19 protein-coding genes are annotated in these 26,111 nt (G+C 51.2%); 16 read left to right on the forward strand and 3 right to left on the reverse strand.

Annotated features, from left to right (window positions below):
* Positions 1-23 precede the first annotated feature (23 nt).
* From JIN82_RS15025 to cas7c, 9 genes are all read left to right on the forward strand, one after another.
* Positions 24-728 (forward strand): type I 3-dehydroquinate dehydratase, encoded by a 705-nt coding sequence (locus JIN82_RS15025; RefSeq protein ID WP_200312484.1) that lies wholly within the window; start codon positions 24-26, stop codon positions 726-728.
* A 337-nt stretch (positions 729-1,065) separates the two neighbouring features.
* Positions 1,066-2,478: a sugar porter family MFS transporter gene (locus JIN82_RS15030; RefSeq protein ID WP_200312485.1), complete on the forward strand. Its 1,413-nt coding sequence runs from the start codon at positions 1,066-1,068 to the stop codon at positions 2,476-2,478.
* 30 nt (positions 2,479-2,508) lie between these two features.
* Positions 2,509-5,163, forward strand: coding sequence for a beta-glucosidase (locus JIN82_RS15035; protein ID WP_200312486.1), 2,655 nt, complete (start codon positions 2,509-2,511; stop codon positions 5,161-5,163).
* Positions 5,164-5,264: 101 nt separating this feature from the next.
* Positions 5,265-7,370, forward strand: a complete 2,106-nt coding sequence (locus JIN82_RS15040; protein WP_200312487.1) for a PA14 domain-containing protein — start codon at positions 5,265-5,267, stop codon at positions 7,368-7,370.
* Between the two features lie 264 nt (positions 7,371-7,634).
* Positions 7,635-10,010, forward strand: a complete 2,376-nt coding sequence (locus tag JIN82_RS15045) for a sulfatase-like hydrolase/transferase (RefSeq protein WP_200312488.1) — start codon at positions 7,635-7,637, stop codon at positions 10,008-10,010.
* A 197-nt stretch (positions 10,011-10,207) separates the two neighbouring features.
* Entirely contained in the window at positions 10,208-12,610 is a 2,403-nt protein-coding gene (gene cas3 / locus JIN82_RS15050; RefSeq protein WP_200312489.1) for a CRISPR-associated helicase Cas3', read from the forward strand.
* Positions 12,611-12,613: 3 nt separating this feature from the next.
* A complete protein-coding gene (gene cas5c / locus JIN82_RS15055; RefSeq protein ID WP_200312490.1) occupies positions 12,614-13,324 on the forward strand; it encodes a type I-C CRISPR-associated protein Cas5c in 711 nt (236 codons plus the stop codon).
* A 12-nt stretch (positions 13,325-13,336) separates the two neighbouring features.
* Positions 13,337-15,100: a type I-C CRISPR-associated protein Cas8c/Csd1 gene (cas8c, locus tag JIN82_RS15060; RefSeq protein ID WP_200312491.1), complete on the forward strand. Its 1,764-nt coding sequence runs from the start codon at positions 13,337-13,339 to the stop codon at positions 15,098-15,100.
* 35 nt (positions 15,101-15,135) lie between these two features.
* Entirely contained in the window at positions 15,136-15,987 is an 852-nt protein-coding gene (cas7c, locus tag JIN82_RS15065; protein ID WP_200312492.1) for a type I-C CRISPR-associated protein Cas7/Csd2, read from the forward strand.
* Here the strand turns inward: cas7c and JIN82_RS15070 are convergent.
* Together JIN82_RS15070 and JIN82_RS15075 are read right to left on the reverse strand one after the other, a co-directional pair.
* Positions 15,984-16,370, reverse strand: coding sequence for a type II toxin-antitoxin system VapC family toxin (locus JIN82_RS15070; RefSeq protein WP_325099525.1), 387 nt, complete (start codon positions 16,368-16,370; stop codon positions 15,984-15,986). The genes cas7c and JIN82_RS15070 overlap by 4 nt on opposite strands.
* A gap of 2 nt (positions 16,371-16,372) precedes the next feature.
* Complete coding sequence (locus JIN82_RS15075; protein WP_200312494.1) at positions 16,373-16,621, reverse strand: hypothetical protein; 249 nt, start codon at positions 16,619-16,621, stop codon at positions 16,373-16,375.
* Positions 16,622-16,623: 2 nt separating this feature from the next.
* On the opposite strand from JIN82_RS15075, the gene JIN82_RS15080 reads away from it, so the two are divergent.
* Positions 16,624-16,821 carry a CRISPR-associated endonuclease Cas2 gene (locus tag JIN82_RS15080; RefSeq protein ID WP_200312495.1) on the forward strand — a complete coding sequence of 66 codons (198 nt, stop codon included), beginning with the start codon at positions 16,624-16,626 and terminating at the stop codon, positions 16,819-16,821.
* Between the two features lie 624 nt (positions 16,822-17,445).
* Here JIN82_RS15080 and JIN82_RS17745 read toward each other — a convergent pair.
* Complete coding sequence (locus tag JIN82_RS17745; protein WP_425511518.1) at positions 17,446-17,676, reverse strand: hypothetical protein; 231 nt, start codon at positions 17,674-17,676, stop codon at positions 17,446-17,448.
* Between JIN82_RS17745 and JIN82_RS15085 the strand changes: the two genes are divergently transcribed.
* From JIN82_RS15085 to JIN82_RS15110, 6 genes are all read left to right on the forward strand, one after another.
* A complete protein-coding gene (locus JIN82_RS15085) occupies positions 17,659-18,468 on the forward strand; it encodes a sialate O-acetylesterase (protein WP_200312496.1) in 810 nt (269 codons plus the stop codon). The genes JIN82_RS17745 and JIN82_RS15085 overlap by 18 nt on opposite strands.
* Positions 18,465-19,295: a sialate O-acetylesterase gene (locus JIN82_RS15090; RefSeq protein WP_200312497.1), complete on the forward strand. Its 831-nt coding sequence runs from the start codon at positions 18,465-18,467 to the stop codon at positions 19,293-19,295. Before JIN82_RS15085 ends, JIN82_RS15090 begins: the two co-directional genes overlap by 4 nt.
* 95 nt (positions 19,296-19,390) lie before the next feature.
* Positions 19,391-20,404: an ABC transporter ATP-binding protein gene (locus JIN82_RS15095; protein ID WP_200312498.1), complete on the forward strand. Its 1,014-nt coding sequence runs from the start codon at positions 19,391-19,393 to the stop codon at positions 20,402-20,404.
* Complete coding sequence (locus JIN82_RS15100) at positions 20,401-21,417, forward strand: ABC transporter permease (RefSeq protein WP_200312499.1); 1,017 nt, start codon at positions 20,401-20,403, stop codon at positions 21,415-21,417. Before JIN82_RS15095 ends, JIN82_RS15100 begins: the two co-directional genes overlap by 4 nt.
* A 231-nt stretch (positions 21,418-21,648) precedes the next feature.
* Positions 21,649-23,991, forward strand: a complete 2,343-nt coding sequence (locus JIN82_RS15105) for a glycosyl hydrolase family 18 protein (protein ID WP_200312500.1) — start codon at positions 21,649-21,651, stop codon at positions 23,989-23,991.
* A gap of 869 nt (positions 23,992-24,860) precedes the next feature.
* Positions 24,861-26,111: a tagaturonate epimerase family protein gene (locus tag JIN82_RS15110; protein ID WP_200312501.1), complete on the forward strand. Its 1,251-nt coding sequence runs from the start codon at positions 24,861-24,863 to the stop codon at positions 26,109-26,111.

The raw sequence follows: 26,111 nt of genomic DNA on the forward strand, positions 1-26,111 counted from the left end.
CTGGCAAATTATTTCATTGGAGCATGTCCGCCAGCCTACAAACACGCATTCCCACCTCACCACTTACTGTTGGCTCCGTGGCCTCGCTCAACCAGCTAGCCTGCCTGCAGCCCAGTGAGCTGGCCAAACAATGCGACCTGCTCGAAATCCGGCTGGAAACCATGCTCGGCCACCAAGACCTGCTGCAAGTAGAGCTCGAGCGCTTCCGCGACATCCCACTTCTCATCACCGCCCGCTGCGCCGCAGAAGGTGGCGAGGCAGACCTCACACCAGATGAACGCGCCTCACTACTCAGCGCCGCCGCCCCATTTGCCAGCTGGGCAGACATCGAGCTCGCCTCCTACGGCGACATGCAAGACATCGCCAAAGACCTGCGCAACCAGGGCATCGGCCTCGTGCTCTCATACCACAATTTCGAAAAAACTCCCTACCTCTCCGAGCTCCAGCGCATCGTCGACTTCGGTGAAGACGCCGACATCGTCAAAATCGCCGTGCGCCACCATGAAGTCGAAGACCTCACCATCGGCACACAGATATTGCAAAAAAATCGCCGTCCCATGGCATTCATGGGCATGGGCGCTCTCGCCCCCGTCTCACGCCTGCTCTACGCCCAGCACGGCTCATTGCTCAACTACGGATACCTCGGCGATGAACCAACCGCGCCTGGCCAATGGCCAGCTGAACTACTCAAAAATGGTATCGCCGCATCTGAAAAAATCGGTGCCTAACTAAACCAGCTAGATCCCCCACAGCTAACAAAACCACTTTCTATCACCTCGTAGCCACCCAGCTGCGAGGTGATTTTTTTGTGCCTACTAGCTCGCCCACCAAATCTTCAAATCAAACATTCTATCGAAATAGCAGAAAATAATCACCCGCCAGTGCCGCAGCCGCCGTGATAAAAAGAAAAATCACCCGCGAACTAACCATCTATCACCCACTAAATAGCCGCCATTTCATTTGTCCATTTTCATCAAATAATTGCTCCATAGCTCTAAAGCATTGGTTTTGGGAAATCATACGCCTAGGGTAACAAATCTCATCATGCCAAATAGGCCCATACTTATGAACGCAAAAATAGAATCTCAACCAGAGCCACATAACAAATTCATCATTTACCTCATCAGTAGCGTCGCTGCCATTGGCGGCTTCCTTTTTGGTTTTGATAGTGGCGTCATTAACGGCACCGTGAGTGCGCTCCAAGAAACATTTGGCAGCGACTCAGTTGGCTCAGGTTTCAACGTCTCCTCCATGCTGCTAGGCTGTGCTGCTGGCGCCTTCATTGCTGGCAACCTAGCAGATAAATTTGGTCGCCGCTCTATCATGTTTGCCACCGCCCTGCTCTTCATGCTCAGCGCATGGGGATCTGGCATCTCCAGCTCATCGGCGGAATTTGTCGTCTATCGTGTCATCGGCGGGCTCGCCGTAGGTGCTGCCAGCGTGCTCTGCCCAGCCTACATCAGCGAGATCGCCCCCGCCCAGATCCGTGGCAAACTCGCCTCGCTCCAACAAGTCGCCATCGTCCTCGGCCTGTTCTTCTCATTCTTCAGCAACTACCTCATCGCTAACAGCGCCGGCGGCGCCAAATCCACATTCGCCTTCGGCTTCGAAGCTTGGCAGTGGATGTTCTGGATCGAGCTCATCCCAGCTGGCCTATTTCTCATCTCACTATTCTTCATCCCCGAGTCACCGCGCTACCTCGTCGCCGCTGGCAAAATTAACAAAGCCAAATCCGTACTCGCCAAACTCAGCCACGCCGATGATTCCCAAGAAAAACTCGAAGAAATTGAAAGCACTCTAGCAGCTGGCCACAAACCTAGCATGGCAGACCTCTTCGACAAAATCAAAGGCCGCATTCACCCCGTGCTCTGGATCGGCATCGGCCTATCTATATTCCAACAGCTCGTCGGCATCAACGTCATCTTCTACTACGGCAGCGTGCTCTGGCAGGCAGCTGGATTTACCGAAAGCAAAGCGCTGCTCATCAACGTCATCGGCGGTGCCGTTAATGTTGGCTCCACACTCGTAGCCACCTTCTACGTAGATAAATGGGGCCGCAAACCACTACTCATCGCCGGCTCCACCATCATGGCCATCTTCCTCGGCGTCATGGCCTTCATCTTCAACTCAGCCGACGTCGCCGCTAATGGCGATCTCGTGCTAGGCAACACAGAAGGCACCATCGCACTCATCGCCGCCAACCTCTTCCTCGTCGGCTTTGGCATCTCATGGGGGCCAGTCATGTGGATTATGTTAGGAGAAATGTTCCCCAATAAATTCCGCGGCGCAGCACTCGCTGTCACCGGCTTCACCCAGTGGGTAGCCAACTTCACCGTCACCATGACCTTCCCTATCCTGCTGGCTAACATCGGCCTCAGCGGTGCCTACAGCCTCTACAGTATCTTCTCATTCATCTCTATCATCTTCGTATGGAAATGGGTGTCTGAAACAAAAGGCATGACCCTAGAAGAAATGTAATATATCTCTATATAAACTCAGACTTATAATATGAAAAACACACAAATCGCCCCCTCTCGAGTACCCCGTCGCATCCGCAAGCCCATGCTTCAAGCAGCATCTATCATCTGCTTTAGCATCACCCAAACAGTTACAGCGCAAAATGACTATCTAGATACCTCCTTAAGCTTTGAACAACGCGTCGACGACCTTGTTCAAAAAATGACATTAGAGGAGAAAATACTCACTGTTAGTCACAGCAGAAAAAGATTAGACCGACTCGATATAGGCTATCAGATCTGCGGCGAAGCCTTACACGGCTACGTTGGCCCAGTGCGCCAGCCAGCTACTGTATTTCCCCAATGCATTGGTCTGGGAGCCACTTGGAATCCACCCTTAGTCAAACAAATTGGCAACGTCATCAGTGATGAAATTCGCGCCATGTACCACCACGGCACTGCGGAAAACTGGGGAAAAAAAGCCCCCCTTTTCCTCATGGCGCCAGACATCAACATCGCACGTGACCCGCGCTGGGGACGCACCCAAGAAACCTACAGTGAAGATCCATTCATGCTCAGCCAATTTGCCGCCGCCTACGTCCAAGGCATGCAAGGTGAACACGAAAAATACCTCAAAGTCGTTTGTGCTCCAAAACATTTTGTTGCCAATAACGAAGAACACAACCGCTTCAGCGCTGACCCACAGATCTCAGAAAAAGACCTGCGAGAATATTATTTGCCTGCCTTTAAAGCTGCTGTAACCGAAGGAAAATCACGCAGTATCATGACGGCCTACAATGCCCTCAATGGTGTGCCCTGCGTAGCTAACAGCTGGCTGCAAAATGATGTATTGAAAGGTGACTGGGGATTCACTGGTTTTACTCTACCAGATTTTGGTTCCCCACTCTGGATGATTGAAGGTGAAAGCTGGGCTGCCCATAAAGGCCACGGATACGCCAAAAATAAAGTGGAATCAGCATGGCTGTGCATGAATGCTGGCCTCGATTATGACGTCTTCTCACCAGTCTATGAAAACCACCTCAAAGAAGCTATCGAGCTAGAAAAAGTCTCCATGGAACGCGTCGACGATGCCGTCCGCCGCTGCCTGTTAGCCCGCTTCGAGCTAGGTGAGTTCGACCCCGACGAAATGGTCCCATTCACCAAAATCCCATTTTCCGTCGTCGCCTCAGAGCCTCACAAAGAGCTCAGCATGGAAGCCGCTAGACAAAGCATGGTCCTGCTACAAAACCGAGCTAACAAAGAGGGCAAAAAACTACTTCCCCTAGATGCCAGCCAGCTGAAAAAAGTAGCCATCATTGGACCTAACGCAGACAAGGTAAACTATGGCAACTACTCTGGCTTCAGCAAAACTCCCGTCACCGCGCTCAATGGATTGCGCAACTACCTGCAAAAGCATGATGTCTCCGTTGACTTCGTCAAATGGGATAAAAAGGTTACAGCTGAACCCATTCTACAGGAATTCATTAGTCTGCTAGGACCTGACGGTGTGCCTAGCTGGAGATCCCAAGTTTTTGCTAACGAAAACTACAGCGGCAAACCGCAGCTAGAATACTGGGAAAAAAGTATGGATATCAGCTGGAACAAAGATTTTGGCCCACGCACCGAGATCAAATCTCCACAATACTCAGCCATCTGGACAACCACTTTGATGCCACCAAAAGCTGGCCAGTACCTCATTGAACTCACCTACACCGGCGGCCTAACGGTCGACCTCGACGGCCAGCGTGTCATGAGTGATTGGTACCTCAATGCTAAGGAAAGAAAACAAATCGTTCCCGTTGCTCTAGAGGCTAACAAAGCTACCGAAATTGTCGTCAAATTCAAATCAGATCAAATCAATGATCGTGTCAAAATCGCTTGGGTCTTACCTGGTGAGCAAAGCTCTGATGCTGGATCTGAATTGGAAGCCGCCCAATCAGCCGATGCCGTTATCGCCATCATGGGCATGACCACAGCCTTTGAGGGCGAAGGCAAAGACCGTTCCGCTCCAGGGCTTCCGGATGACCAAATCAATGTGCTCAAAGAAGTTCTAGCAGCCAACCCCAACACCATCGTTGTGCTAGAAAATGGCAGCTCGGTAGAAAGCCAATGGTTAGCTGATAATGCTCCCGCAATTCTCGAAGCTTGGTATCCAGGTGAGCGCGGTGGCGATGCCATTGCCGAAACTATTTTTGGCGATAACAATCCAGCTGGCTGCCTACCTATCACCTTCGCCAAAAGCTGGAATGACCTTCCTGCATTCGATGATTACAAAGTATCTAACGGCCGCACTTACATGCACTTCAAGCACGAACCGCTTTTTGCGTTTGGTCACGGTCTCAGCTACACCGAGTTTAAATTAGATAATTTCGATTTAGCGAAAGACCTGTACGACAAAAACAGTAATATCCTGGTAAGCTTCGATGTTACCAATACAGGCAACCGAATCGGTGACAAAGTAGTTCAACTATACGTTAGAGATAACCTTTCTGAGAATAATCCAAAGCGCAGGCTCAAAGCTTTCTCCCGAGTGGCTAAAATCAAACCAGGTGAAACACGCCCAGTCACTCTAGAATTCAACTCCTCAGAGCTAGCCTACTGGAATGATTCGGCAAAACAATTCGAAGTCTCTAGCGGAGAATACTTGCTAGAACTGGCTGAGTCATCAGCCAAAATCGTCAATACCAAACCAATCAAGATAAAATAACACCATCCATGAGATCAGCTGCCATTTGCACATGTCTTCTCACCATCTCTCAGCCATTCCTATGCCTAGCGGCAGACACTGGAGTCAAGCCAAGGTCTGAGATGAAAACCTTCTGTAACCCCATCGATATCAACTATCGATTCGACAATAACAGATGGCGGCAGGCAGCTGATCCCGTAGTCACATTCTTCGAGGGAAACTACTACCTCTTCGCCTCCAAATGCGGTGGATATTATGTTTCCCCTGACATGAAAGATTGGCAGCTGATAGAACCTAAAGGCATGCCTGAGCTAGCCATCGAAGAATATGCTCCAGCCAGCATGGTCTACAATGGCGAGCTCTATTACATGGTGTGCCGTGAGGAAAACCTCTACCGCGCTAAAGACGCCAAAGCTGGCATCTGGGAAAGAGTCGGTCCCATGCGCAAAGTCGTCGATCCTGCCTTTCTGGTAGACGACGATAACCGCGTCTATATGTACTGGGGATGTTGGAAAATTTGGGGTGTAGAACTTGATCCTAACAACAACTTTGCGGAAATTGGCGAGCCGAAATTTCTCTTCACCCACGATGTAGCTAACCGTGGTTGGGAAGGCTCCGGCGACGATCATACACTTGGCCGCAGCGACGACAGCCCAGGCAAAACACCGTGGACTGAAGGTGTGTGGATGACCAAACACAATGACAAGTACTACATGCAAGTCAGCGCTCCAGGCACTGGCTGGGTTAGCTATGCTGACGGCGGAGCTGTTAGCGATAGCCCGCTAGGAAATTTCCAACACCTTGACTACAACCCAATTTCCATGAAAGCCACAGGCCACGCGCCTGGAGCTGGCCACGGCGCCGAGTTCATCTACAAAGATGGCATGCAGTGGCGGGTAGACACCACCGTCATTTCTAACCTCGCCTTGTTTGAGCGCCGCATCAACATGTTCCGCGCGGGCTTCGATAAGGACGACGTCATGTTCACCGATACCTACCTTTCCTGCCTACCGCAGTATTTACCCGGCGAAGACAATGGTGACGCCTCCACTAACAACCTCAAAGGATGGATGCTACTCAGCTATGGCAAACCAGCTACAGCCTCATCTAGCCACCCAAATACTCCAGTCGAGTTAGCCTTCGACGAAGACATGAAAACCATCTGGTCCACTGCCGAATCAGCTAACCAAGCTGGCACAATCATCACCGGCAAAGACCTCGTAGAAGGCAGCTGGAAAGGTGAATACTTCACTAACATGAAGCTCGAAGGCAAGCCAGCACTACAACGCCAAGACGCCGAAATCAATTTCCACTGGGATGCTAGCCCTGCCCCAGAATTACCAGCTGATGGATTCTCATGCCGCTGGACGGGAACCTACACCGCCACCTGCGATGGCTCACACGACTTCCTGCTCACTGGCGACGACGGCATCCGCTTGTTTGTTGATGACAAGCTCGTCGCTAACGACTGGTCTAACCACGGGCCTAGACTCACCGTGGGATCCATAGATCTCATAGCTGGCCAACAATACAAACTACGCCTCGAACACTATGAACATGTAGGTGGCGCCACTGCCAAACTTGCCATCCAGCTACCCGCCAGCGCCAATCAAAATAGCTTTACCGGCAACTGGCTGCAAGTTGACCTCGAGGCGCCTGCTGAAGTGCACGCTATTCAGGTAAACCATGGAGAATACAAAGCTGACTCCGTAAAACATGATAGATCGGGCAACTTCCGCTATACCATCGAGCACTCTAATGATGGCAAAACATGGCACACCACAGTAGATCGCTCAGCTGGCATTGGTGACCATCCACACGATTACATGGAGCTCAGCAAGCCAGTCACCGCTAGGTATTTCAAAATCCGTGAAATCGAAACTCCCTACCGCGCCAACTTCTCTATCAGAGATTTTCGCATCTTCGGATTCGGCCCTGGCGAAGCACCTGCGCTACCAGCTAACATCAAGGCAATCCGCGATGTCAACGACGCGCGAAATGTTACCATCACTTGGGATAGCACAGCCGAAAACGCTGAAGGATACGTCGTACGCTACGGCATCGCCCCAGATAAACTTTATAACAGCTACATCATCCGCGGTGAGCAAAAATGCCAAATCAATGCACTCACCGTAGGAGTCGACTACTTCTTTGCTGTAGACGCATTCAACTCAGCTGGTATCAACCAAGCAAAAACGACCACACCTATCACCAACCCAGCAGAATAATCAGCTTATTTCAGCGGCTACAGCTGAAAAAAAACGCTCCCAGCCAGGCTCACCATCGTGTGAGCCTGGCATTTTTTTCGCCCAAAACTAACAACCCGGATCAACTAAAACGAAACATCTATGCCATTTATAACCAGAGAGATCGCTAATGTCTGACAAACGAATTTTTCTCTTCATTTTTCTTCAAATCCCTGCAAACTCATTTGAATAGAAATCTATACGACCCATATAGATTTTTACATCATCACACACTTCTAACGACCAATGAAAACTTCACTCATGGCGCTGGGCCTACTCCACTGCGGCCTCATAGCTAGCCAGATCTGCATGGCCGCCAGCCGCCCTAACATTCTAATTTTCTTCGCCGATGATATGGGCGTGGGCGACATCCGCACCTACAACAACCACACCAACAATCCAGGCGCAGCACTTCCGCCAGAGCTGCCAAACCTTGAGAAACTGGCCGATCAGGGCATGGTCTTTACCAATGCCAGCACGCCAGCTGGACTCTGCGCACCTAACCGTTACTGCATTCTAGCTGGAAACTACCCGTGGCGAGGAAGCGCAGAAGGCGGCAGCTGGCACTTCAATAAAGGGTCACAATTCCTCAGCGGTCAGAAATCTATCGCCGTTGTGCTCAATGAAGTCGGCTACCACACCGCCATGTTTGGCAAAGTGCACCTCGGCGGGCGTGTGTGGCCCAAAGAACCAAATGCTAACGACCCAGCTGAGATCACTAACTGGGACAAAGCAAACCCACACTACAACCCAAATAAACCAGCCGATATATTCGACTTCTTTGCCGCCGACTTCACCCGCCAGCTTTACACTGGCCTCAGCCAGCAGGGATTTGACTACAGCTACCTCACCTACGGCGGCATCCAAGGTGGCCCGTACATGTTCTTTGAAAACGACTTTGTGGTCCCTGAAGAAAACCCAACAGATCCTAATGACCCCACCAAAGACTTCATCTACTGGGAGGGCGACAATTACGCCAACGACAATGGCTCATCGCAGATCTTCGGCTCAGTGGAAAGCTATGGGATGCCATCGTGGAAAACTAACGAAGTCGGACCGATTCTTACGCAAAAAACCATCGACTTCATCGACCGCCACCACAGTGACAACCTCACTAACAATACCGACACCCCATTCTTCATCCACTACTGCGCGCAGGCAGTACACGTTCCCCACACGCCTCCTATTGATTTCCTCGGCACAAAAGTAGCTGGAGAAACTGGCGATGGCGACCACGCTGACATGCTACTTGAAATCGATGTTGCCTACGGGAAAATTGAACAAGCCCTAGCTGATAGAGGATTGCTAGAAGACACCCTCATCATCTTCACCAGCGACAACGGCGGCCTCAAACCTGCAGTTCAAAAAAGCACACACGATTCTAACGAAGGACTGCGCGGCTACAAAGCCACCATCTATGAAGGCGGTCACCGTGTGCCATTCATCGTCAAATGGGGCGATGGATCCACCGCTAACTCACCTATCAAACCCGCCACCACAGCGCCTCAGTTAACCAGCATCCTCGACATCTACCAAACACTCTCCGAGTTGGTAGATAACGTGCAAGGCGAAGACCAAGGGCTCGACTCAGTCAGCTTCCTCAGCGTGCTTAACTCAGCCTCACCAGCTAACCAGCCAGAATTCCGTGAGTCAGTCAGCTACCTCGGAACCCGTTTTATTGATGATAGCCTTGACCCAGAAAGCGCCCACCGCGCCATCATCATTGACGGCTGGAAACTCGTCGCCGAAAAAGCATCTCCGCATACGCCTAAAGACCTCTATCAGCTTAACGTGGATCCAACAGAGGCCAACAACCTCATCAATGATGCCAGCCAAGCTGACCGCATTGCTGCCATGCACCTAGCGCTAACAAACATGCTCAACTCCAGCCGCTCAACCGCCGCACCAACGCCAAGTGATACATCTAACGATTCCACACCACCAAGCACCAACCCCATGGCATTTACCGGCAAGCCGCAGTGGCTTGGCGATGACAGCATCTGGATGCAAGCAACCATTGCCTACGATCAAAGTGGCCCAGTAGAATACAAATTCCGCGAACTCTCAGGTAACGGCACGTCTAGCGACTGGCAAACTAGCCCTTATTACACCGATACTAACATCGACCCAACACTCGACTACAGCTACCGCGTCAGAGCTAGAGATCTGCACAATAACAAAACCTCATGGTCAGAAATTTACTATCTCTACGGCAATGATCACGGCAATAACCAGCTAGGCGACCTGTGGGAAATCCAATACTATGGCAGCGCCGGTAGCATCCTGCCAGACGAGCCAGTAAGCGGCTGGGCTGGCAATGCCTTTGGTGCCTACGCCTTTGCCTCTGATCCAGCTGACCCCATTGGCCCAGCCATCCAAAGCGGCCTAGCAGATGACACTAACTTGCCCACGTTTTCACTCGTGCGCAGTGACGACCAACGCATCATCTGGCAGGTCAGCACATCCACTGATCTAACCAACTGGCAAATCATCACCGAAGGCACGGACTACTCAGTCAGCACCAGCCAGCTAGCCAATAACCAAGAGCAAGCCACCATCACACTAACAAACACAAGCGAAGACAAAGTCTTCCTCAGAATCACCGCCAAATCAGCTGAGTAACATCCTGAAAATCAATCAAATCCCCCAGATGCGCGCATGACTCTCCATGCGCGCATTTTTTTTACCCCCAACAAAAATGAACCTCGCCCCATAAATGTCCCACCCTGTCTGATAAAGTCATTCACATACAACTATCAAATCTACACTTTTCGATTTAATTATTCACAAATCTAATCTATCAACTAAAACATCTTTTCATGCTAGAAACCTCCACATTCTACGCCCATACAGCCAAGCTAGCCAACGGAGATACATCTCCTCAGGAGCATTGGGAACCGCTATTCACCCCATTTGGCCCCCCTACAGCGAATGACCCTACTACCGCTTGCTCAAGCGTCAACGAGCTAGACTCAGAGAGACAACATGCTTGCCCGCATTGTAATTCTCTAACCCCAAAGCACGGTCACTTGAACAAAGTAGCATACCTTTCCAGTCAGTTCTCTAGCAACATGTTTCCAGCTGGAGCAGACCGAGAAACGATCCAAAAATGGGGCTACCTCGCTGGCATCTTGCACGACATTGGGAAGTTCTCCGAAGAATTTCAACAATACCTCAAACTGGCATCAGATCCACACCACGATGAAATTCTTGAAAAAATTGACCACACCACAGCAGGAGCCAAACAAGCTATTGCAGATTCACCTCTAGGGCACTTTATAGCCACTGCGATTGCTGGGCACCACGCTGGATTATTAGACGCTCGCCACGAATCACACGCCTGCTTTGAAAAACGTCTTAATAAATCATTTGGAGATCAGCTCCCCTGCATCCAGCTGCCAGATGAAATCGCCAAACTAACCATTCCAGCCCTGCCCAAATTTCTCACTCAGTTAGCTGACAGAGAGTCCGTCAATTTCGCATTCGCATTCTATCAACGAATGTTATTTTCCTGCCTCGTCGACGCTGATTTCCTAGCTACTGAAAGCTTCATGAACCCACAGCAATCGGCCCTTCGCCCAACAAATCAGGCGCATGTCTTTTCTATAGCACTAGAGCTATTAGAGCGCAAGATTCAAGCATTTGGCACACCACCTCATGGTGATAAAGTCGCAGCAGCCCGGGCCACGGTGGTAGCCGATTGCACCCAAGCTTCCAGCTTACCTTCCGGCATCTTCACTCTCACCGTGCCTACGGGCGGAGGGAAAACCCTGTCTTCCTTGAACTTTGCCCTTCGGCACGCTCTCGCACATAACAAACAGCGCATTATCTACGTCATCCCCTTCACCTCTATCATCGAGCAAAACGCCCATGTTTTCCGCAAACTACTTTCCTCACTTGGTAGTGACGTCGTCCTTGAGCACCACTCTAACTTAGCACCAGAAATTGAAAGTAAACAATCTGAAACATCTCGCCTAGCCGCTGAAAACTGGGACGCTCCCATTATTGTCACCACCGCCGTTCAATTCTATGAATCACTATACGCAGCAAAGACTTCCCGTTGCCGAAAACTACATAACATTGCCAACTCGGTGGTCATTCTAGACGAAGCTCAATGCCTTCCAATCAACTACCTAACACCATGCATCCGAGCTCTACGAGAGCTCACCGAGCATTACAATACCACAGCTGTACTCTGTACTGCCACCCAGCCAACGGTTGCCAGTTCGCCCGACTTCCCTATCGGTTTTGCAAATTCTACTGAAATCATTAATGAGCCAGAAAAGCTGTTCAAAGAACTCAGCCGCGTCGACGTACGCTACCGCGGGCAGCTAGATGACCACACCATCGCAGCTGAAATTAACGCCGCTAAACAAGCGCTCTGCATCGTCAATACCCGCAAGCATGCTAGAGCCATATTTGAGCTCCTAACTGATACCGATGAAAACTTTCACCTCTCTACTTTGATGTGCCCACAGCATCGGCTGCAAATCCTCAACACCGTTCGCCAGCGCCTCACAGATGGACTCCCTGTGCGTCTCATTTCCACCCAGCTCATCGAAGCTGGCGTCGATGTAGATTTCCCACTCGTCTACCGCTCAATGGCAGGGCTCGACTCTATCGCCCAAGCAGCTGGTCGTTGTAACCGTGAAGGCAAACTCACTAACAAAGGGCAAACCCATGTCTTCCATTCCGAACACAGCGCAGCGGAGCGCTACTTTTCACAAACCGCCAATGTAGGCCATGAAATCCTCGATTTGCACAAAGGCGACCCACTTTCCACAGCTGCCGTGCAGGCCTACTTCCATAAGTACTTCTATCAACAAAAAGACCAATGGGACGCCAAAAACATCCTGTCTGATTTTCAATACACAGAAGACAAAAAACTACCTCTACTGACCCAGTACCGCACAGCAGCGGACAAGTTCCACCTCATCGAGAACCAACAAATATCGATCATTATTCCCGTCGATAATGATGCCCTAAAATTGATCGAGCAACTGCGCAACGAAGCGATCCCGCTACACCGCCAGCTCATGCGCGGACTCCAGCGCTACACTGTGCAAATCTACGAAAACCAATTTCGCCAAAACCACCATCAATTCGAGTCCATCAGAGACGGGCAATTCTCCATTCTGATCTGCCCAGAATCCCATTATTCCAGTGATTTCGGTCTCAACCTCACCGATGAATCCGCAAACTCAAAATTTCTAAATGCATAATCCATGAACTCATCCATCATCCTAGAAGTCTCGGGCGACTACGCCCTATTCTCACGACCTGAAATGAAGGTCGAGCGCGTCAGCTACGACGTCATCACCCCTTCAGCGGCACGCGGCCTCCTTGAGGCGATTTATTGGAAACCACAAATCCGCTGGCTCATTGACCAAATCACTGTGATCAACCCCATCCAGTTCACCAACATCAGGCGCAATGAAATCAGTAAAAAAGCCAGCGCGCCAAAGGCTGCCCTAGTCAATGCTGGAGGTTCAGATTCGCTGGGCATCTATGTCGATCAAGACCGCCAACAACGCGCTTCACTGCTACTCCGTGATGTCCGATACCTGATTCACGCCAGCATTCATATCATTGATAGGCGCATGGATAAAGGCGGTGAAAAGCTGCCAGCCAACGCAGCCGCTGGCAAACACCTCGCCATGTTCAAACGCCGCGCCAGCCGAGGCCAAGCCTTCCACCAGCCCTACTTTGGCTGTCGTGAATTTCCCGCATCATTCCAGCTCCACGAGGACGAATCTAGCTGGCCCACTCCCCACCAGTCCCTAGCTGGGGAAAAAGACCTCGGCTTCATGCTCCACGACATTGAGTTCGAGCAAAACAAAAAAACCAAAGCGGTCAAATCCACCACCCCTCACTTCTTCCGCGCTCAGATGATAGACGGCAATATCACCGTGCCTCCGCTGCCATTCAAAATCTAACCCGCCACCATCATGATTCTCAATGCACTCAATGACCTCTACTCGCGGCTAGCTGATGATTCCAGCTATGAGATTGCCAAACCCGGGTACTCGCCCCAGAACATCTCATTTCGCGTCGTACTGAGGCCTGATGGCAGTTTATTTGCTATCCAAGACGCTCGCATCCGTGATGATAAAGGGAAACTACGGGCTGACAAACAACTCGTTCTTGGCGAAGCCAAACCTTCAGGATCAGGCATCAACCCTGGCTTCTTGTGGGATAATTTCGCCTACATGCTCAGCTATAAAAAGGATGACCCAAAACCTGAGCGCACAGAAAAATCATTTCATGCATTCCGTGACGCCCACCTCAAAGTCGAGCAGACCATCAATCACAAGCAGTTCTCCACCGTCTGCCGGTTTCTAGAAAACTGGTCAGCGGAGCTAGCCGCCCAATACATCGCCGAGCACCCTGAATTGGACGAACTCACAACAGGGTTTGGAATCTTTTCCATCCAAGGAGAAACCAAGTCCGTCAATGAGCAATATGAGATTCTCAGCTGGTGGGACAATCGAGAGCCAGCATCCGATGCCACCACTGGCCAATGCCTCATCACCGGAGCTGAGTCTGTACCCATTGCCCGCCTCCACCCCAAGATCAAATCCGTAGCTGGAGCCCAGTCATCTGGCGCCTCCCTCGTCTCATTCAATGCCAAAGCCTATGAATCCTACGGCAAAGACCAATCATTCAACGCACCCGTATCTGAAAAAGCAGCCTTCCAATACGGCACTGCGCTAAACTCACTGCTCAATGGCCCCAAATCAACCAAACACCGTATCCGCATTGGCGATACCACCTGCGTCTTCTGGACAGACAAACCATCCGTCATCGAAGACGTTTTTGGCATCTTTGCCTCTGAGGGGTCCAATGCTCAAGTTCAGGACGAAAACCTCAGATCCAAGGTTGAAATCTTACTCAAACAAATCCAGCTCGGGGCTAAGGCCAGTTCTCAGCTGGATGAAGATCCAGAGCAAACCAGATTCTTTTTGCTTGGCTTAGCGCCTAATGCAGCACGCTTGTCCGTGCGCTTTTTCCATCAATCTACTGTGGCTGAATTGCTCGCCAAATTACGTGCCCACCACCAAGACATCAACATCGTTCGTGAGTGGGATACCCCAAAAGGCAAACGCCTCGCTGATCCAGAATTCCCAGCCTACTGGCAGCTCCTCAGCCAGACCGCACGTGTGGCTGACGAAATCCCCCCTCTCCTTGGCGGAGCTCTGATGCGCGCCATCCTTGAAAATACTCACTACCCAGAGGCCCTATACGCCGCTGTCCTGCGCCGCATCCGAGCCGACCGCACCATCAACTACTACCGTGCCGCCATCATCAAAGGCGTGCTCACCCGCAATCACAAACAAACCATATCCGTTATGCTAGATACCGAAAACAAAGAACCAGCCTACCTGCTAGGCCGCTTATTTGCCACCCTAGAAAAAACCCAAACCGACGCACTCGGCGAGCTCAACGCTGGTCTTAGAGAAAAATTCTACTCCAGTGCATCCGCCACCCCAGCCAGCGTTTTCCCCCGCATCCTCCGCACCTACCAGCATCATCTAGCCAAACTCTCAGGCGGCCAGAAAGTGAACCGTGAGCGACTCGTGCAAGACATCCTCGCCGACATTCCAGCCAGCGGATTCCCCACTAACCTCAATCTCAAATCTCAAGGGATCTTCGCCCTAGGCTACTACCACCAGCGCAAAGACTTCTTCACCAAAAAAGACACCTCTAACTAAGTCATCCATTTTAAATTCAAACCAATCCCAAAATCATGAATAATCGCTACGACATTCTCTACCTATTCGATGCCAAAGACGCCAACCCAAACGGCGACCCTGACGCCGGCAACCTACCACGCCTGGATGCTGAAACCGGCCAAGGGCTGACCACCGACGTCATGCTCAAACGAAAAATCCGCAACTTCATCGAGCAAACCACCGAGCACAACATCTACTTCAAAGAATTTGCCGTGCACAACCAGCAACACGAAGAGGCCTACAAAGCTCTCGATCTTGGCGACCCCAAAAAAGCCAAACGAGCTGAATTTGACAAAGCTCGCGAATGGATGTGCCAGAACTTCTATGACGTGCGCACCTTTGGAGCCGTCATGTCTACCAAAGTCAACTGTGGTCAAGTTCGCGGCCCCGTGCAGCTGTCCTTTGCCCGCTCCATCGATCCCATCATCACCTCTGAGCATGCCATCACTCGCACTTCAGTCACCGATGTCAAAGACATCGAAAAAGCACGCACCATGGGGCGCAAATTCACCGTCCCATATGGCCTCTACAAAGCCAGCGGCTTCATCAATCCATTCCTTGCCCAGCAAACTGGCTTCTCCGAAGACGATCTAGAGCTCCTCTTCACCGCGCTGGAAAATGCCTTCCAGTTCGACCAATCAGCCGCCCGTCCAGCTGGCAGCATGAATGTGCGCAAACTCGTCATCTTCAAACACGAAAATGCCCTCGGCAAAGCGCCCTCCGCCAAGCTCCTCGAAGGAGTCAGCGTGAAGAAAAAAGACGGCATTGAAGTCGCTCGCAGCTTCGATGACTACAAAGTCACCATCCCAACCGAACTCCGCTCATTCTGTGCCGACAACGGCATCGAAATCATCGAGCGCGTCTAAGCATCAGGCCACCTCACACTGACCTGTGGCAAGTTGACAAAATGTTTGTCACGGGTCAGCAAGGTCGCCTGATTGATCAGGCAAGACGCCGCAATCCAAATATCATTCTCAGGTAGCGGCGTGCCATTCTTCCGCAAAAACGCTTTCAAAAGCCCATACTGCTCGGCAGTCGGCGCATCCGTCTCACAAAACCGCACCGCAGGATGATTGAGAAATTCATGCAAATCCTTCACATTAGAAGCCTCACGGCTGCCACAGGCAAAACCATACCTGAGCTCCCCATACATCGTTGCTGAGATGAGCACCTCGCTAGCCTCAGCCACCACCTGCCCCCAATGAGAGCCACGCATCAAATCAGCATAAGCATTCGTATCAAGCGCCACTCTCATTTCCAGCCATCCTCGTCAATGCGCCCACAATCTTCCATCGCCTCATCAAACTCACCGCCAAAACCATCTGGCCGGCTACCCACAAACTTCTCTAAACCATTCGTCTTTGCCTTCGCCACATCACCAAATTTCTCCGCCAACGCTTCCACCAGCACCGTATTCATCGACACCCCCCGCTCGGCAGCCAAAGCCTTCGCCTTCGCCACCCATGCTTCTTCCACGCGCCTGACAGTCAACTGAGTCATGCATGCACATTATCACCCAGAATGCATGCAGTCAACCAAGCACAAAACCACCCACCCAGCTCAAAGACAAACTCACCACCACCATGAACCTATCCCAAGACTCACTCCGTATCTATAACCTTGGCAACCAATGGCAAAACCGCGTAGAACATCACGGACAAAAAGAAAGCTACGACCCCGACGGCTTCCTCGGCATCTAGCTCCACCATAAAACCCAGCGCGAACCCCAAGTAATCACCCCCCGCCTAGCCCACTCGCGCGACCTCTCATCCCCTTCCCCCACTCGCTCTTTGACATCCATTTAATTCTCACTGTTAGAAACAAAGACTCTAACATTACGCCTTCGCGCACAAATCTATTCTTGTCCTTATCCCCCCTACCCTCCTAGCCTAGGCCATCGCTCCCCACGCGGGAGCGCGGATTGAAACATGATGCGGAAGGCGAGAACGCCACCCACTACAAGATCGCTCCCCACGCGGAAGCGCGGATTGAAACCATGTCGTAGGCGGCTGAATGCGGATTTTAAATTATCGCTCCCCACACGGGAGCGCGGATTGAAACTTAATCATCTTTGCAGCATGATCCTCAGCCCTGATCGCTCCCCACACAGGAGCGCGGATTGAAACTATGGCGTTTGGCCCATCCTCACAGCGCCCCACAAATCGCTCCCCACGCGGGAGCGCGGATTGAAACAGCGGTGGTTTCTGCCATCGCCTCACTAGCTGCGATCGCTCCCCACGCGGGAGCGCGGATTGAAACTTCGCCAGCTCACGCCAAGTTGGCAGCACGTGATATCGCTCCCCACGCGGGAGCGCGGATTGAAACTATTTGCGTCGTGCATATTCCTGACCTTGTTTGAATCGCTCCCCACGAGGGAGCGCGGATTGAAACCACGGCGGCATCACCGCTACAGACCTGCAGCGCATCGCTCCCCTCGCGGGAGCGAGGATTTGCGCCCATTCGCGAGATGGATGACGTACACCTTCGTTCTTGCCATGGGTTGCTTTCGGCAGATAGCTTTCATCTAACCCTGATGAATGAAGATGCAGAATCATAACAAACGCGTGAGGAACTGGCTGGCCATGTTGATGGTGGCACTGGTGGGCCAGCTGGCAGCCGAGGATGCTCCAGCTCGTTCAGCTAGCGATGAGCTGGCGCAAAAACCGCTGCATATTTACTTGCTGATAGGTCAGTCAAACATGGCTGGGCGAGCGCCGATTGGCGATCAACAAAGCGCTCCGCTAGAGAGCGTCTATCTACTGGATGACAAAGCCAGCTGGGAGCCAGCACAAAACCCGCTGAATCGTTATTCAACGATTAGAAAAAAACTCAACATGCAGAACTTAGGCCCTGGCTACAGCTTTGCTAAAAAGATGCTAGAAGCCAATCCAGATCAGCCAATTGGGCTGGTGGTGAATGCTCGTGGTGGCAGCAAGATTGAACAATGGGCAAAAGGTGGCCAGTACTACAAGGATGCGCTGCAACGGGCCAAAGCAGCTCAAGCATCTGGAACCTTGATGGGGATTTTATGGCATCAAGGTGAGTCTAACGAATCTAATCCAGCTGGGTATTTGGCCAAGCTCGAACAACTTGTGAGCGATTTACGCGGCGACCTAGGTGAGGAAAATTTACCTTTCATCGCTGGTCAGGTAAATGATCTGCCCGAGATCAATCAACAAATTGCCCAGCTACCAGCTAAGCTAAAGGCAACTGACTTTGTTAGCTCAGCTGGCTTAAAAACATTCGACCGCTGGCATTTCGACACCGCCAGCGCCATCGAGCTAGGCCACCGTTATGCGGAAAAAATGCTCGAGTTAGAACTTCCATCAAAACAAAACGCACCATGATCAAACTAACTATTTGCCTCTGCCTGAGCATGCTCTTGCATGGGCTGAGCACAGCCTCCGACACACCAGAACTGCTCTTTCTGCTAGGTGGCCAGTCCAACATGGAAGGCCATGGCTACCCGGCTGATTTGCCAGCTGACGCTAAGAGCTACCGCAGCGCACCTAAAAATGTTTCTATCTGGAATGACAAAGAACAAAAGTGGCAAGCACTCGAGTTAGGGCGCAAGTTTGGTCCCGAGATTGGCTTTGCCCACACACTGGCCAAAGCGTGGCCAGACCAGCACATTGGGCTCGTGAAATATGCCGCAGGCGGCACCTCAATGGACCAATGGAAACCAGCTGGCAAACTCTACCAACGGCTGCTAGGCAGTTATCAAAAAGCTCAAGCATCAGCACCTAACGCCCAGCTGGCGGCGGTGATTTGGCACCAAGGCGAGAGCGATTCGGATTCATTAGAAGTAGCTAATGCCTATCAAGCTAAGCTGATCAAGCACATCAACTCGCTACGCAAAGATACTAATCAGCCAGATTTATTATTCATCTACGGTCAGATCAACCCAGCCAAGAGCTTCCGTGGCCAGCCGCGGTTTTTGTATGCCGAGGTCGTACGCCAGGCGCAAGCCGACTTGCAGCTAGAAAATGCCCACATGATTCAGACTGACGACTGCGAAAAAAACCTCTACCTAGCAGGTAAGGCGGGTACCACGGAGAAAAAGAAAATCGAAAAAAACGAAGACGACATTCATTACAGCGCCAATGGCCAGATCCTCATGGGCCAGCGTTTTGCCGAGACTTTTCTGCAAAAATACACTGCTGAGCAGAAATGATTTACATCTATCACCAGCTGATAGGTTGAAAGAAAGTTTGACCAGCTGCGATCTCGGAACTTGCCAAAGCACAGTAATCATTGTTGCTTAATGGGGTGAGTAATCCTGTGATCGATGTTTCCTGCGTTAACAAACGCTACCGTGGCAAAATCCATGCCCTGCGCGACCTCTCCCTCACCGTGCCCAGCGGCCGTATCTTTGGCCTCCTTGGACCTAACGGCGCTGGCAAAAGCACCTTGGTAAAAATTCTCCTTTCTATCGTAAAAGCTCGCGGCGTGCGCGGCGTGATGCTCGGCCACCCGATCGGTCACCGCGCTACTTTGGGAAAAGTAGGCTATCTACCAGAACATGCTAGATTCCCCAGCTACCTCAGCGGTCGCGACGTTTTGCGCTACACCGCGGGGCTGGCCAATGTACCTAGCAAACATGCCAAACAGCGCAGCGACGAGCTGCTCGAACTAGTAGGCATGAGTGAGCGCGCTAATACCAAGCTGCGTACTTATTCCAAGGGCATGAAACAGCGCATCGGCATCGCTCAGGCGCTGATCAATAACCCAGAAGTGGTTTTTCTCGATGAGCCGACTGATGGAGTGGACCCACAAGGACGCCGCGAAATGCGCGACATCATGATCAAAATGCGTGATCAAGGGCGCACGGTTTTCATTAACAGCCACCTGCTAGGCGAGCTGGAAATGGTCTGCGATAACGTGGCTATCCTCAACCAAGGGCAAGTGGTCAAACATGGTGAACTCGCCGAACTCACTGCCGCTAGCCGCCGATTTGAAATTCACTATCAGGGAGATCTACCAGCTGAGCTGCAGCAGCAATTTACCGCTGACGGCTTCGAGCTCACCAACCAGCTGATCTCCATGCCAATGACCGACGCGCTGGGCGCCCAGCCAGTCATCGATGCTCTGCGCGCCAAACAGCTTGTCATCAGCGAGCTCAAACAATCACGCCAGTCATTAGAAGATCTCTTTATCGAGTCTATCGAGACAGCCAAACAAAATGGTCCACCGCCCGAGGTTCCCAAAAAATCACCGCCACCACTAGCTGGATTTGCACCAGCTGACGAATCTAACGAAGACAAGAAAGGAGACCGCGCATGAGAGCGATTTGTACATTAATTTGGGATTCCTTCCGCATGCTCAGCGCGCGCAAGCTCTTTTGGTTTGCCATGGCGATCACCCTGCTCATCAGCGTGGGTTTTGCATCTGTTGGATTTAATGACTCTGGCTACTCACTCGGCTTTGGTCTCTATCAGGTCGACGACCAGCTGATCAACAGCGGCTCACCACTCGCTGAGGTGATGCTGCTCAAGCTACTCACCGACGTCGTGGTGCCTTGGTGGTTCGGTCTAGCAGCTCTAGTGCTCGCCTTGATTTCCACCTGTTCAATTTTCCCAGAGTTCATGACTAGCGGATCGATTGACATAGCGCTGTCGAAACCGGTGCGCCGCACGACGATCTTTTTCACCAAATACCTCTGCGGTCTGCTCTTTGTGGCGGTTCAGGTAGCCTGCTTCTGTTTGGTGATCTTCCTCGCTCTCGGGCTGAGGTTAGAAAATTGGAACTATACGATTTTCTGGGCGGTTCCGCTGATTGTATTTGTCTACAGCCTGATCTACAGCGTGGCTGTGCTTGTTGGCGTATGGTCGCGCTCCACCATTTTTGCCTTACTCATGGCGATTGGTTTCTGGGGGTTTTCATGGCTCATCCAAGTCAGCGAAGGCATGAGCTACAAGTTTGCCTACACGATGCCGGAACAAGGTATCAGCATCAACTATCAGTCGGGGGAAACTGTCATCAATGAAGGGGCTACTGAACCTAACAAAACCGCAGTCAACATTCATTCAGCGATTGAGAAAATAGCCCTGCCATTGCCAAAAACTCGCGACGCTACCTACCTGATTAGACGAAAAATTACCGTCGACAGCAACAACCTAACAAGCGCCGCTATCCTCGGTCAATTGGCTAACACAGCCGAAGACGATAAGATGTTCAAATCCGAGGAGAAATACCAGAACCGGCACAGCGAACGCTACATTATCCTCAGCTCACTGGCTTTTGAAGCCCTCGTGCTGCTGCTCGCCAGCTGGCTGTTCTGTCGTCGCGATTATTAATCGCCTGCTAGATAGCTTTGTCTCGCCGTGACCTAGAAGAAAAATCTAGTTCGCCATTCCGACGAATTAACAGCCAGAAGCATATTATCGATTTAGTTTGTTTGTTGTGCAATTTGCGGGCTAGCAGCTCAACAATTGAATAGACAAATGGTAAATTAATCCATTATCTGTCAGGTGTCCCCGACAGCATCCTCCAGCTGGAAATACCCCCCAGCAAACAAATGGAAGATAATGAGACGGGTAATTAAAAGTAAGATCACGCTTGGAAAATCATTAAGCATCGCAACTGTCGCGGGCTGTTTGGCATTAAGTAATCATCAGGCTCTGGCACAATCTGACAGCGGAGCCAGCCATACCACCGCCAACCACCAGAAACAAATCATTGGCTACCTGCCGCAGTGGGATGCGTGGAAAGGTGACTCCTATCAGCTATCAGCTGCTGGTATCTATAACCAACTCAACATCGACTACAGCCAGTATACGATGCTCAATTTTTCGTTTTTTGGTGTCGCCAAAGACGGCTCATTGCACAGCGCTGATTTGAGAAACAAAGACATCTATCAGGATGGAGCGGTGCAAGAACCGGGAGAACTGCTGATGACAGATATCTACTCTAGCTGGGATTACTGGATCTTGTATGGTGAGCAAAAACCCATCTGGTACCTTGACGAGGCGCTGCGCGCCGAAGGTTACGACGATGACGGTACTGGTGGCTGGGTCAACGAAACGCTCGGCACCAGTGGCAGTTTCCCGCTGCAAGGCACAGATCCTAACGGGCCCAAGGGTCTGCTAGAGTTATGCCAGGAAAAGGGAGTAAAATGTATGGCCTCTATCGGTGGCTGGTCGATGAGTAAACATTTCCCTGAGATGGCGGCAGATGAAACCATGCGCGCTAAATTTATTGCCGACTGTGTGGAGCTGATAGACATGGGATTTGATGGTATCGACATCGACTGGGAATACCCCGGTGAGTTTTCTGGCATGAACTTCATTGGCTCTAACGCCGACTACGAAAACTTTGCTATCTTGATGGAAGAGATCCGTGCCGCGATTGGTCCAGACAAGCTGATCACCGCCGCCTTTGCCGCGCAGGGCAATAAGCTAGCTGGCTTCGACTGGCCAAGGCTGAGCCAATCGATGGACTACTTCAACATGATGACCTACGACTTTCACGGCGGTTGGGATGATACGGCGGGCCACAACTCCCCGCTGTTTAGCTACCCGAATCAAGCGTGGGGGCCAATGTCATGGAATGATACCGTCACCGCTCTAGCGGAAGCGGGAGCGCCGCTAGAAAAAGTAACTATGGGAGCCGCCTTTTATGGTCGCGGGGTAACCACCGTAGGCCAGGCAGCGGTGCACGCGCCAACGGTGAAAGTTTCTAAATTCATCCAGCCAGATGGCAACATCATGACCGCGGCTGATTACACTAACTGGGCAGTCGCTGACGGCACACCTAACTACTCATTAATCGTCAAGAGCACAAGTAGCTGGGCAACTGGCTGGGACGAGGACGCCAAGGTGCCCTACAAAACTAACAATAATGCCTTTCTCAGCTATGACGATGAAAGATCCATCGGTCTGAAAGCCAAACTTGTGGCAGACAACGAGCTGGGCGGCGTGATCATCTGGACGGCATTTGGCGATATCTTTGAAGGCCCAATCAACGGCGGTTCAGACAAGCTCCCATATTGCCCAACCAGCGATGCGCCATTGGTCAATACCATCAACTCGGTACTTGCAGGGCAAGCTGTACCAGGGGAGTTGGCTGATAACGCTTTTATTTCCGTGGCAGCTAACAATGTTGGGATTTCTAGTTCTGAGAGCACTCAGTTGGTCTTCAATGTTAGCCTATCGGCACCGCTGGCTGGCCAGGCGAGCATTGACTTCACTACCCAGAATGGCACCGCCATCGCAGGCACACACTACGTGGCTAGCTCAGGCACCTTGGTCTTTGCCGCTGGCGAAACCAAAAAGACCATTGCCATTGACATTCCAGCTAATCAGCTAGACGCGCCGGTAAGTTTTTCTATCGAGTTAGAAAACCCTCAGCTAGCAAGCATCGCCAGTTCAACAGCCACGGCTACACTCTATCAAGCATCAGCTAGCGCCAGCGACACCCTAGGCTGGACGCGCCACTATACTGAGCAAGCAAACGCTAGCAATACAACCTATGCTGAGTGGAAATCCAACCACGGCATAGTTAGTGACAGCGAGGCTGTCGGCAGCTCAGGTCTTGCGCCAGTGCTTGTCTTCCTAGCTGGTCTAACGCCAGCTGACGACACCTCCAAGCTCGTCAACGCGTCCATTCAAAACCTCACCGTTGATGGTCAGACTGGTGACTACTTTGTAGTCGAGTTAGATGTCAGCGAATATTCCCAACAGGTAGAATATAGAATTGAGAGTTCAAGCGACCTCAGCTCATGGGCTGCTGGCCCGGACCAGATGGTACTGCATCATTCCAGCCAATCTAATGGTCTCTTTCACGCGCTCTGGCGCAGTGCCGCTCCAGTGAGCGACCACGACTCTAACTCACTCTTCTTGCGTCTCGCCGCACGTTTGGTGAATGATTAATTTCAGCCGGTGACAAACTGGCTAGATTTTCTAGCTGCCATCAAGCTGCTTAACTCACCCAGTTAGAATAGTAAATTCCCCCATGCTCTCAGCCAGCCACGATCTCCTGCTCAGCAGCGAGTTCGTCGCTGGCTGAATTATTTTCCACCACGCAGCCAGCTACAATGGCGGAATGCCATTCTGCCAGTTGACTCGCCGGAGTGGTTTTGACTACACGCTAACAAATAGGTCGCAATGCTAGCGGAGTTCTCATTAGGGATGGGTAAATGGCTGAATTCTACCAGCTTTCCCGCAGCCAATGCGCACCGCCACAAGCGAGCCTATGAATTGGCTGTAAACCACTTAGCCCAACCGACCGGCTTCACATCAACTTGCTAGCTGGCAGCTAGTTGACCGCTAGCTAACTAGGGAACCACCCGCCAAATAAAATAGAAAAATGATACGATAAGTTGTTCATGGAAATATTACCATTTCTCGCGCCCAATTAACTAAATCAAGTTAATAAAAAGTTTAATCGCCCCACCATGCAGCTACGAGCAGCCTAGTTACTGGCAATTTCAGCCATACAGATCTGCTTGAAATTGACTATCTGCCCTCACACCCAGCGCCTGAAAATACGGTTATTTACCGATTAACCTTAGTTTTTCACAAATATAGCTAAACGTTTGCAGGGTCAAAAACGCTAGCAAAGTCCCTGAATTTTATCGATCTAGATTCACATGCGAATATTTTTTTAATATTTAGACAAATTCTAGCGTATTCCTACTTGAATAAATTAAGTAACCGTAGGAACCTGCAAATGTTCACGGAGGAAATATATTTTCAGATTAGACACTGAGATTTCACCTTTAAAAAAATCACACACAATCATGCTAGTTCTACCTAAGTTTACATTCGGAATGGGTGACCGTTTCGGCAAACAAGCCCTTGCCCAACTCGACGCTGTACTTGCTGCCCGCCAGCTAGGCATCGATGTAGCCCCTACATGGAATAAATCATTCCGCGAGCACAGCATCATTGGCACTGAGCCTCAGTCACTGCGCGACCAAGCCGACGCAGCTATCGCCACACGCGACTACAAACTACCGTATTTCATCGACGCGGATCACATCCGCATGGAGACCGTGGACGGCTTCATGGCTGGATCCAACTTCTTCACTCTAGACGTGGCTGATTTTGTAGGCGAAGCCGCCGCAGCTGAGTCAGTAGAAAAATTCAAATCATTCATCGCGCCATTTGTTGGTCAGCTAGAAATCGACGGCATTGCAGGTGCGCTCGACATCTCAGCGGAGGCAGTGGAAGCCGCTGCTGGCCAGTTCCTCAAGGCGGTGGAAGAAGCTGCAAAGATTTACCAACACATTGCCGCGAGCAAAGAAGAAGGCAGCTACGCGATTGAAGTTTCCGCTGACGAGACTGACAAACCACAATCACCAACTGAGCTGCTACTCATCCTCGCTATGCTCGCCATGGAAGGGGTGCCAGCGCAAACCATCGCGCCAAAATTCACTGGTCGCTTTAATAAAGGTGTCGACTACGTTGGCGATCTGGTGGCATTTGACCAAGAATTCAGCGACGACCTCGCCGTCATCGCATGGGCAGTAGAAAACTTCGAGCTGCCTAAGAACCTCAAGCTTTCCGTTCACTCTGGGTCAGATAAATTCTCCATTTACCCAGCCATCAAAAAACACATCACTCGCACTGGCGCTGGCCTGCACGTGAAAACCGCTGGCACTACCTGGCTGGAAGAATTGATTGGCCTCGCTGAAGCTGGTGGCCGCGGGCTAGAAATCGCCAAAGACGTTTATCGTCAAGCATTTGACAACTGCGACGCACTCTGCGCACCATACGCTACTGTGATCGATATCGATAAAGCGCAACTGCCATCTCCTGACGAAGTCGACAGCTGGACATCTGAGCAGTTCACCTCAGCGCTGCGCCACGACCAGAGCAACCCAGAGTACAACCAGCACCTACGTCAGCTGCTGCACGTTGGATTTAAAATCGCTGCAAAAATGGGCGACGACTACCTCAACGCGCTGGAAGAATTCTCTGAGTGCGTGAACCGCAACGTCACTCTCAACCTTCTGGAGCGTCACCTCAAGCCACTCTTCCTTGCCTAA

Origin of the sequence: Persicirhabdus sediminis (assembly GCF_016595495.1) — a bacterium.
GTDB classification, from domain to species: Bacteria; Verrucomicrobiota; Verrucomicrobiia; order Verrucomicrobiales; family Akkermansiaceae; genus Persicirhabdus; species Persicirhabdus sediminis.

Bases quoted from the DNA above. Each gene is read 5' to 3' on its own strand.
- JIN82_RS15025 (WP_200312484.1), top strand. From the start codon at position 24: ATGTCCGCCAGCCTACAAACACGCATTCCCACCTCACCACTTACTGTT.
- JIN82_RS15030 (WP_200312485.1), top strand. From the start codon at position 1,066: ATGAACGCAAAAATAGAATCTCAACCAGAGCCACATAACAAATTCATC.
- JIN82_RS15035 (WP_200312486.1), top strand. From the start codon at position 2,509: ATGAAAAACACACAAATCGCCCCCTCTCGAGTACCCCGTCGCATCCGC.
- JIN82_RS15040 (WP_200312487.1), top strand. From the start codon at position 5,265: ATGAAAACCTTCTGTAACCCCATCGATATCAACTATCGATTCGACAAT.
- JIN82_RS15045 (WP_200312488.1), top strand. From the start codon at position 7,635: ATGAAAACTTCACTCATGGCGCTGGGCCTACTCCACTGCGGCCTCATA.
- cas3 (WP_200312489.1), top strand. From the start codon at position 10,208: ATGCTAGAAACCTCCACATTCTACGCCCATACAGCCAAGCTAGCCAAC.
- cas5c (WP_200312490.1), top strand. From the start codon at position 12,614: ATGAACTCATCCATCATCCTAGAAGTCTCGGGCGACTACGCCCTATTC.
- cas8c (WP_200312491.1), top strand. From the start codon at position 13,337: ATGATTCTCAATGCACTCAATGACCTCTACTCGCGGCTAGCTGATGAT.
- cas7c (WP_200312492.1), top strand. From the start codon at position 15,136: ATGAATAATCGCTACGACATTCTCTACCTATTCGATGCCAAAGACGCC.
- JIN82_RS15075 (WP_200312494.1), bottom strand. From the start codon at position 16,621: ATGACTCAGTTGACTGTCAGGCGCGTGGAAGAAGCATGGGTGGCGAAG.
- JIN82_RS15080 (WP_200312495.1), top strand. From the start codon at position 16,624: ATGCACATTATCACCCAGAATGCATGCAGTCAACCAAGCACAAAACCA.
- JIN82_RS15085 (WP_200312496.1), top strand. From the start codon at position 17,659: ATGAAGATGCAGAATCATAACAAACGCGTGAGGAACTGGCTGGCCATG.
- JIN82_RS17745 (WP_425511518.1), bottom strand. From the start codon at position 17,676: ATGATTCTGCATCTTCATTCATCAGGGTTAGATGAAAGCTATCTGCCG.
- JIN82_RS15090 (WP_200312497.1), top strand. From the start codon at position 18,465: ATGATCAAACTAACTATTTGCCTCTGCCTGAGCATGCTCTTGCATGGG.
- JIN82_RS15100 (WP_200312499.1), top strand. From the start codon at position 20,401: ATGAGAGCGATTTGTACATTAATTTGGGATTCCTTCCGCATGCTCAGC.
- JIN82_RS15105 (WP_200312500.1), top strand. From the start codon at position 21,649: ATGAGACGGGTAATTAAAAGTAAGATCACGCTTGGAAAATCATTAAGC.
- JIN82_RS15110 (WP_200312501.1), top strand. From the start codon at position 24,861: ATGCTAGTTCTACCTAAGTTTACATTCGGAATGGGTGACCGTTTCGGC.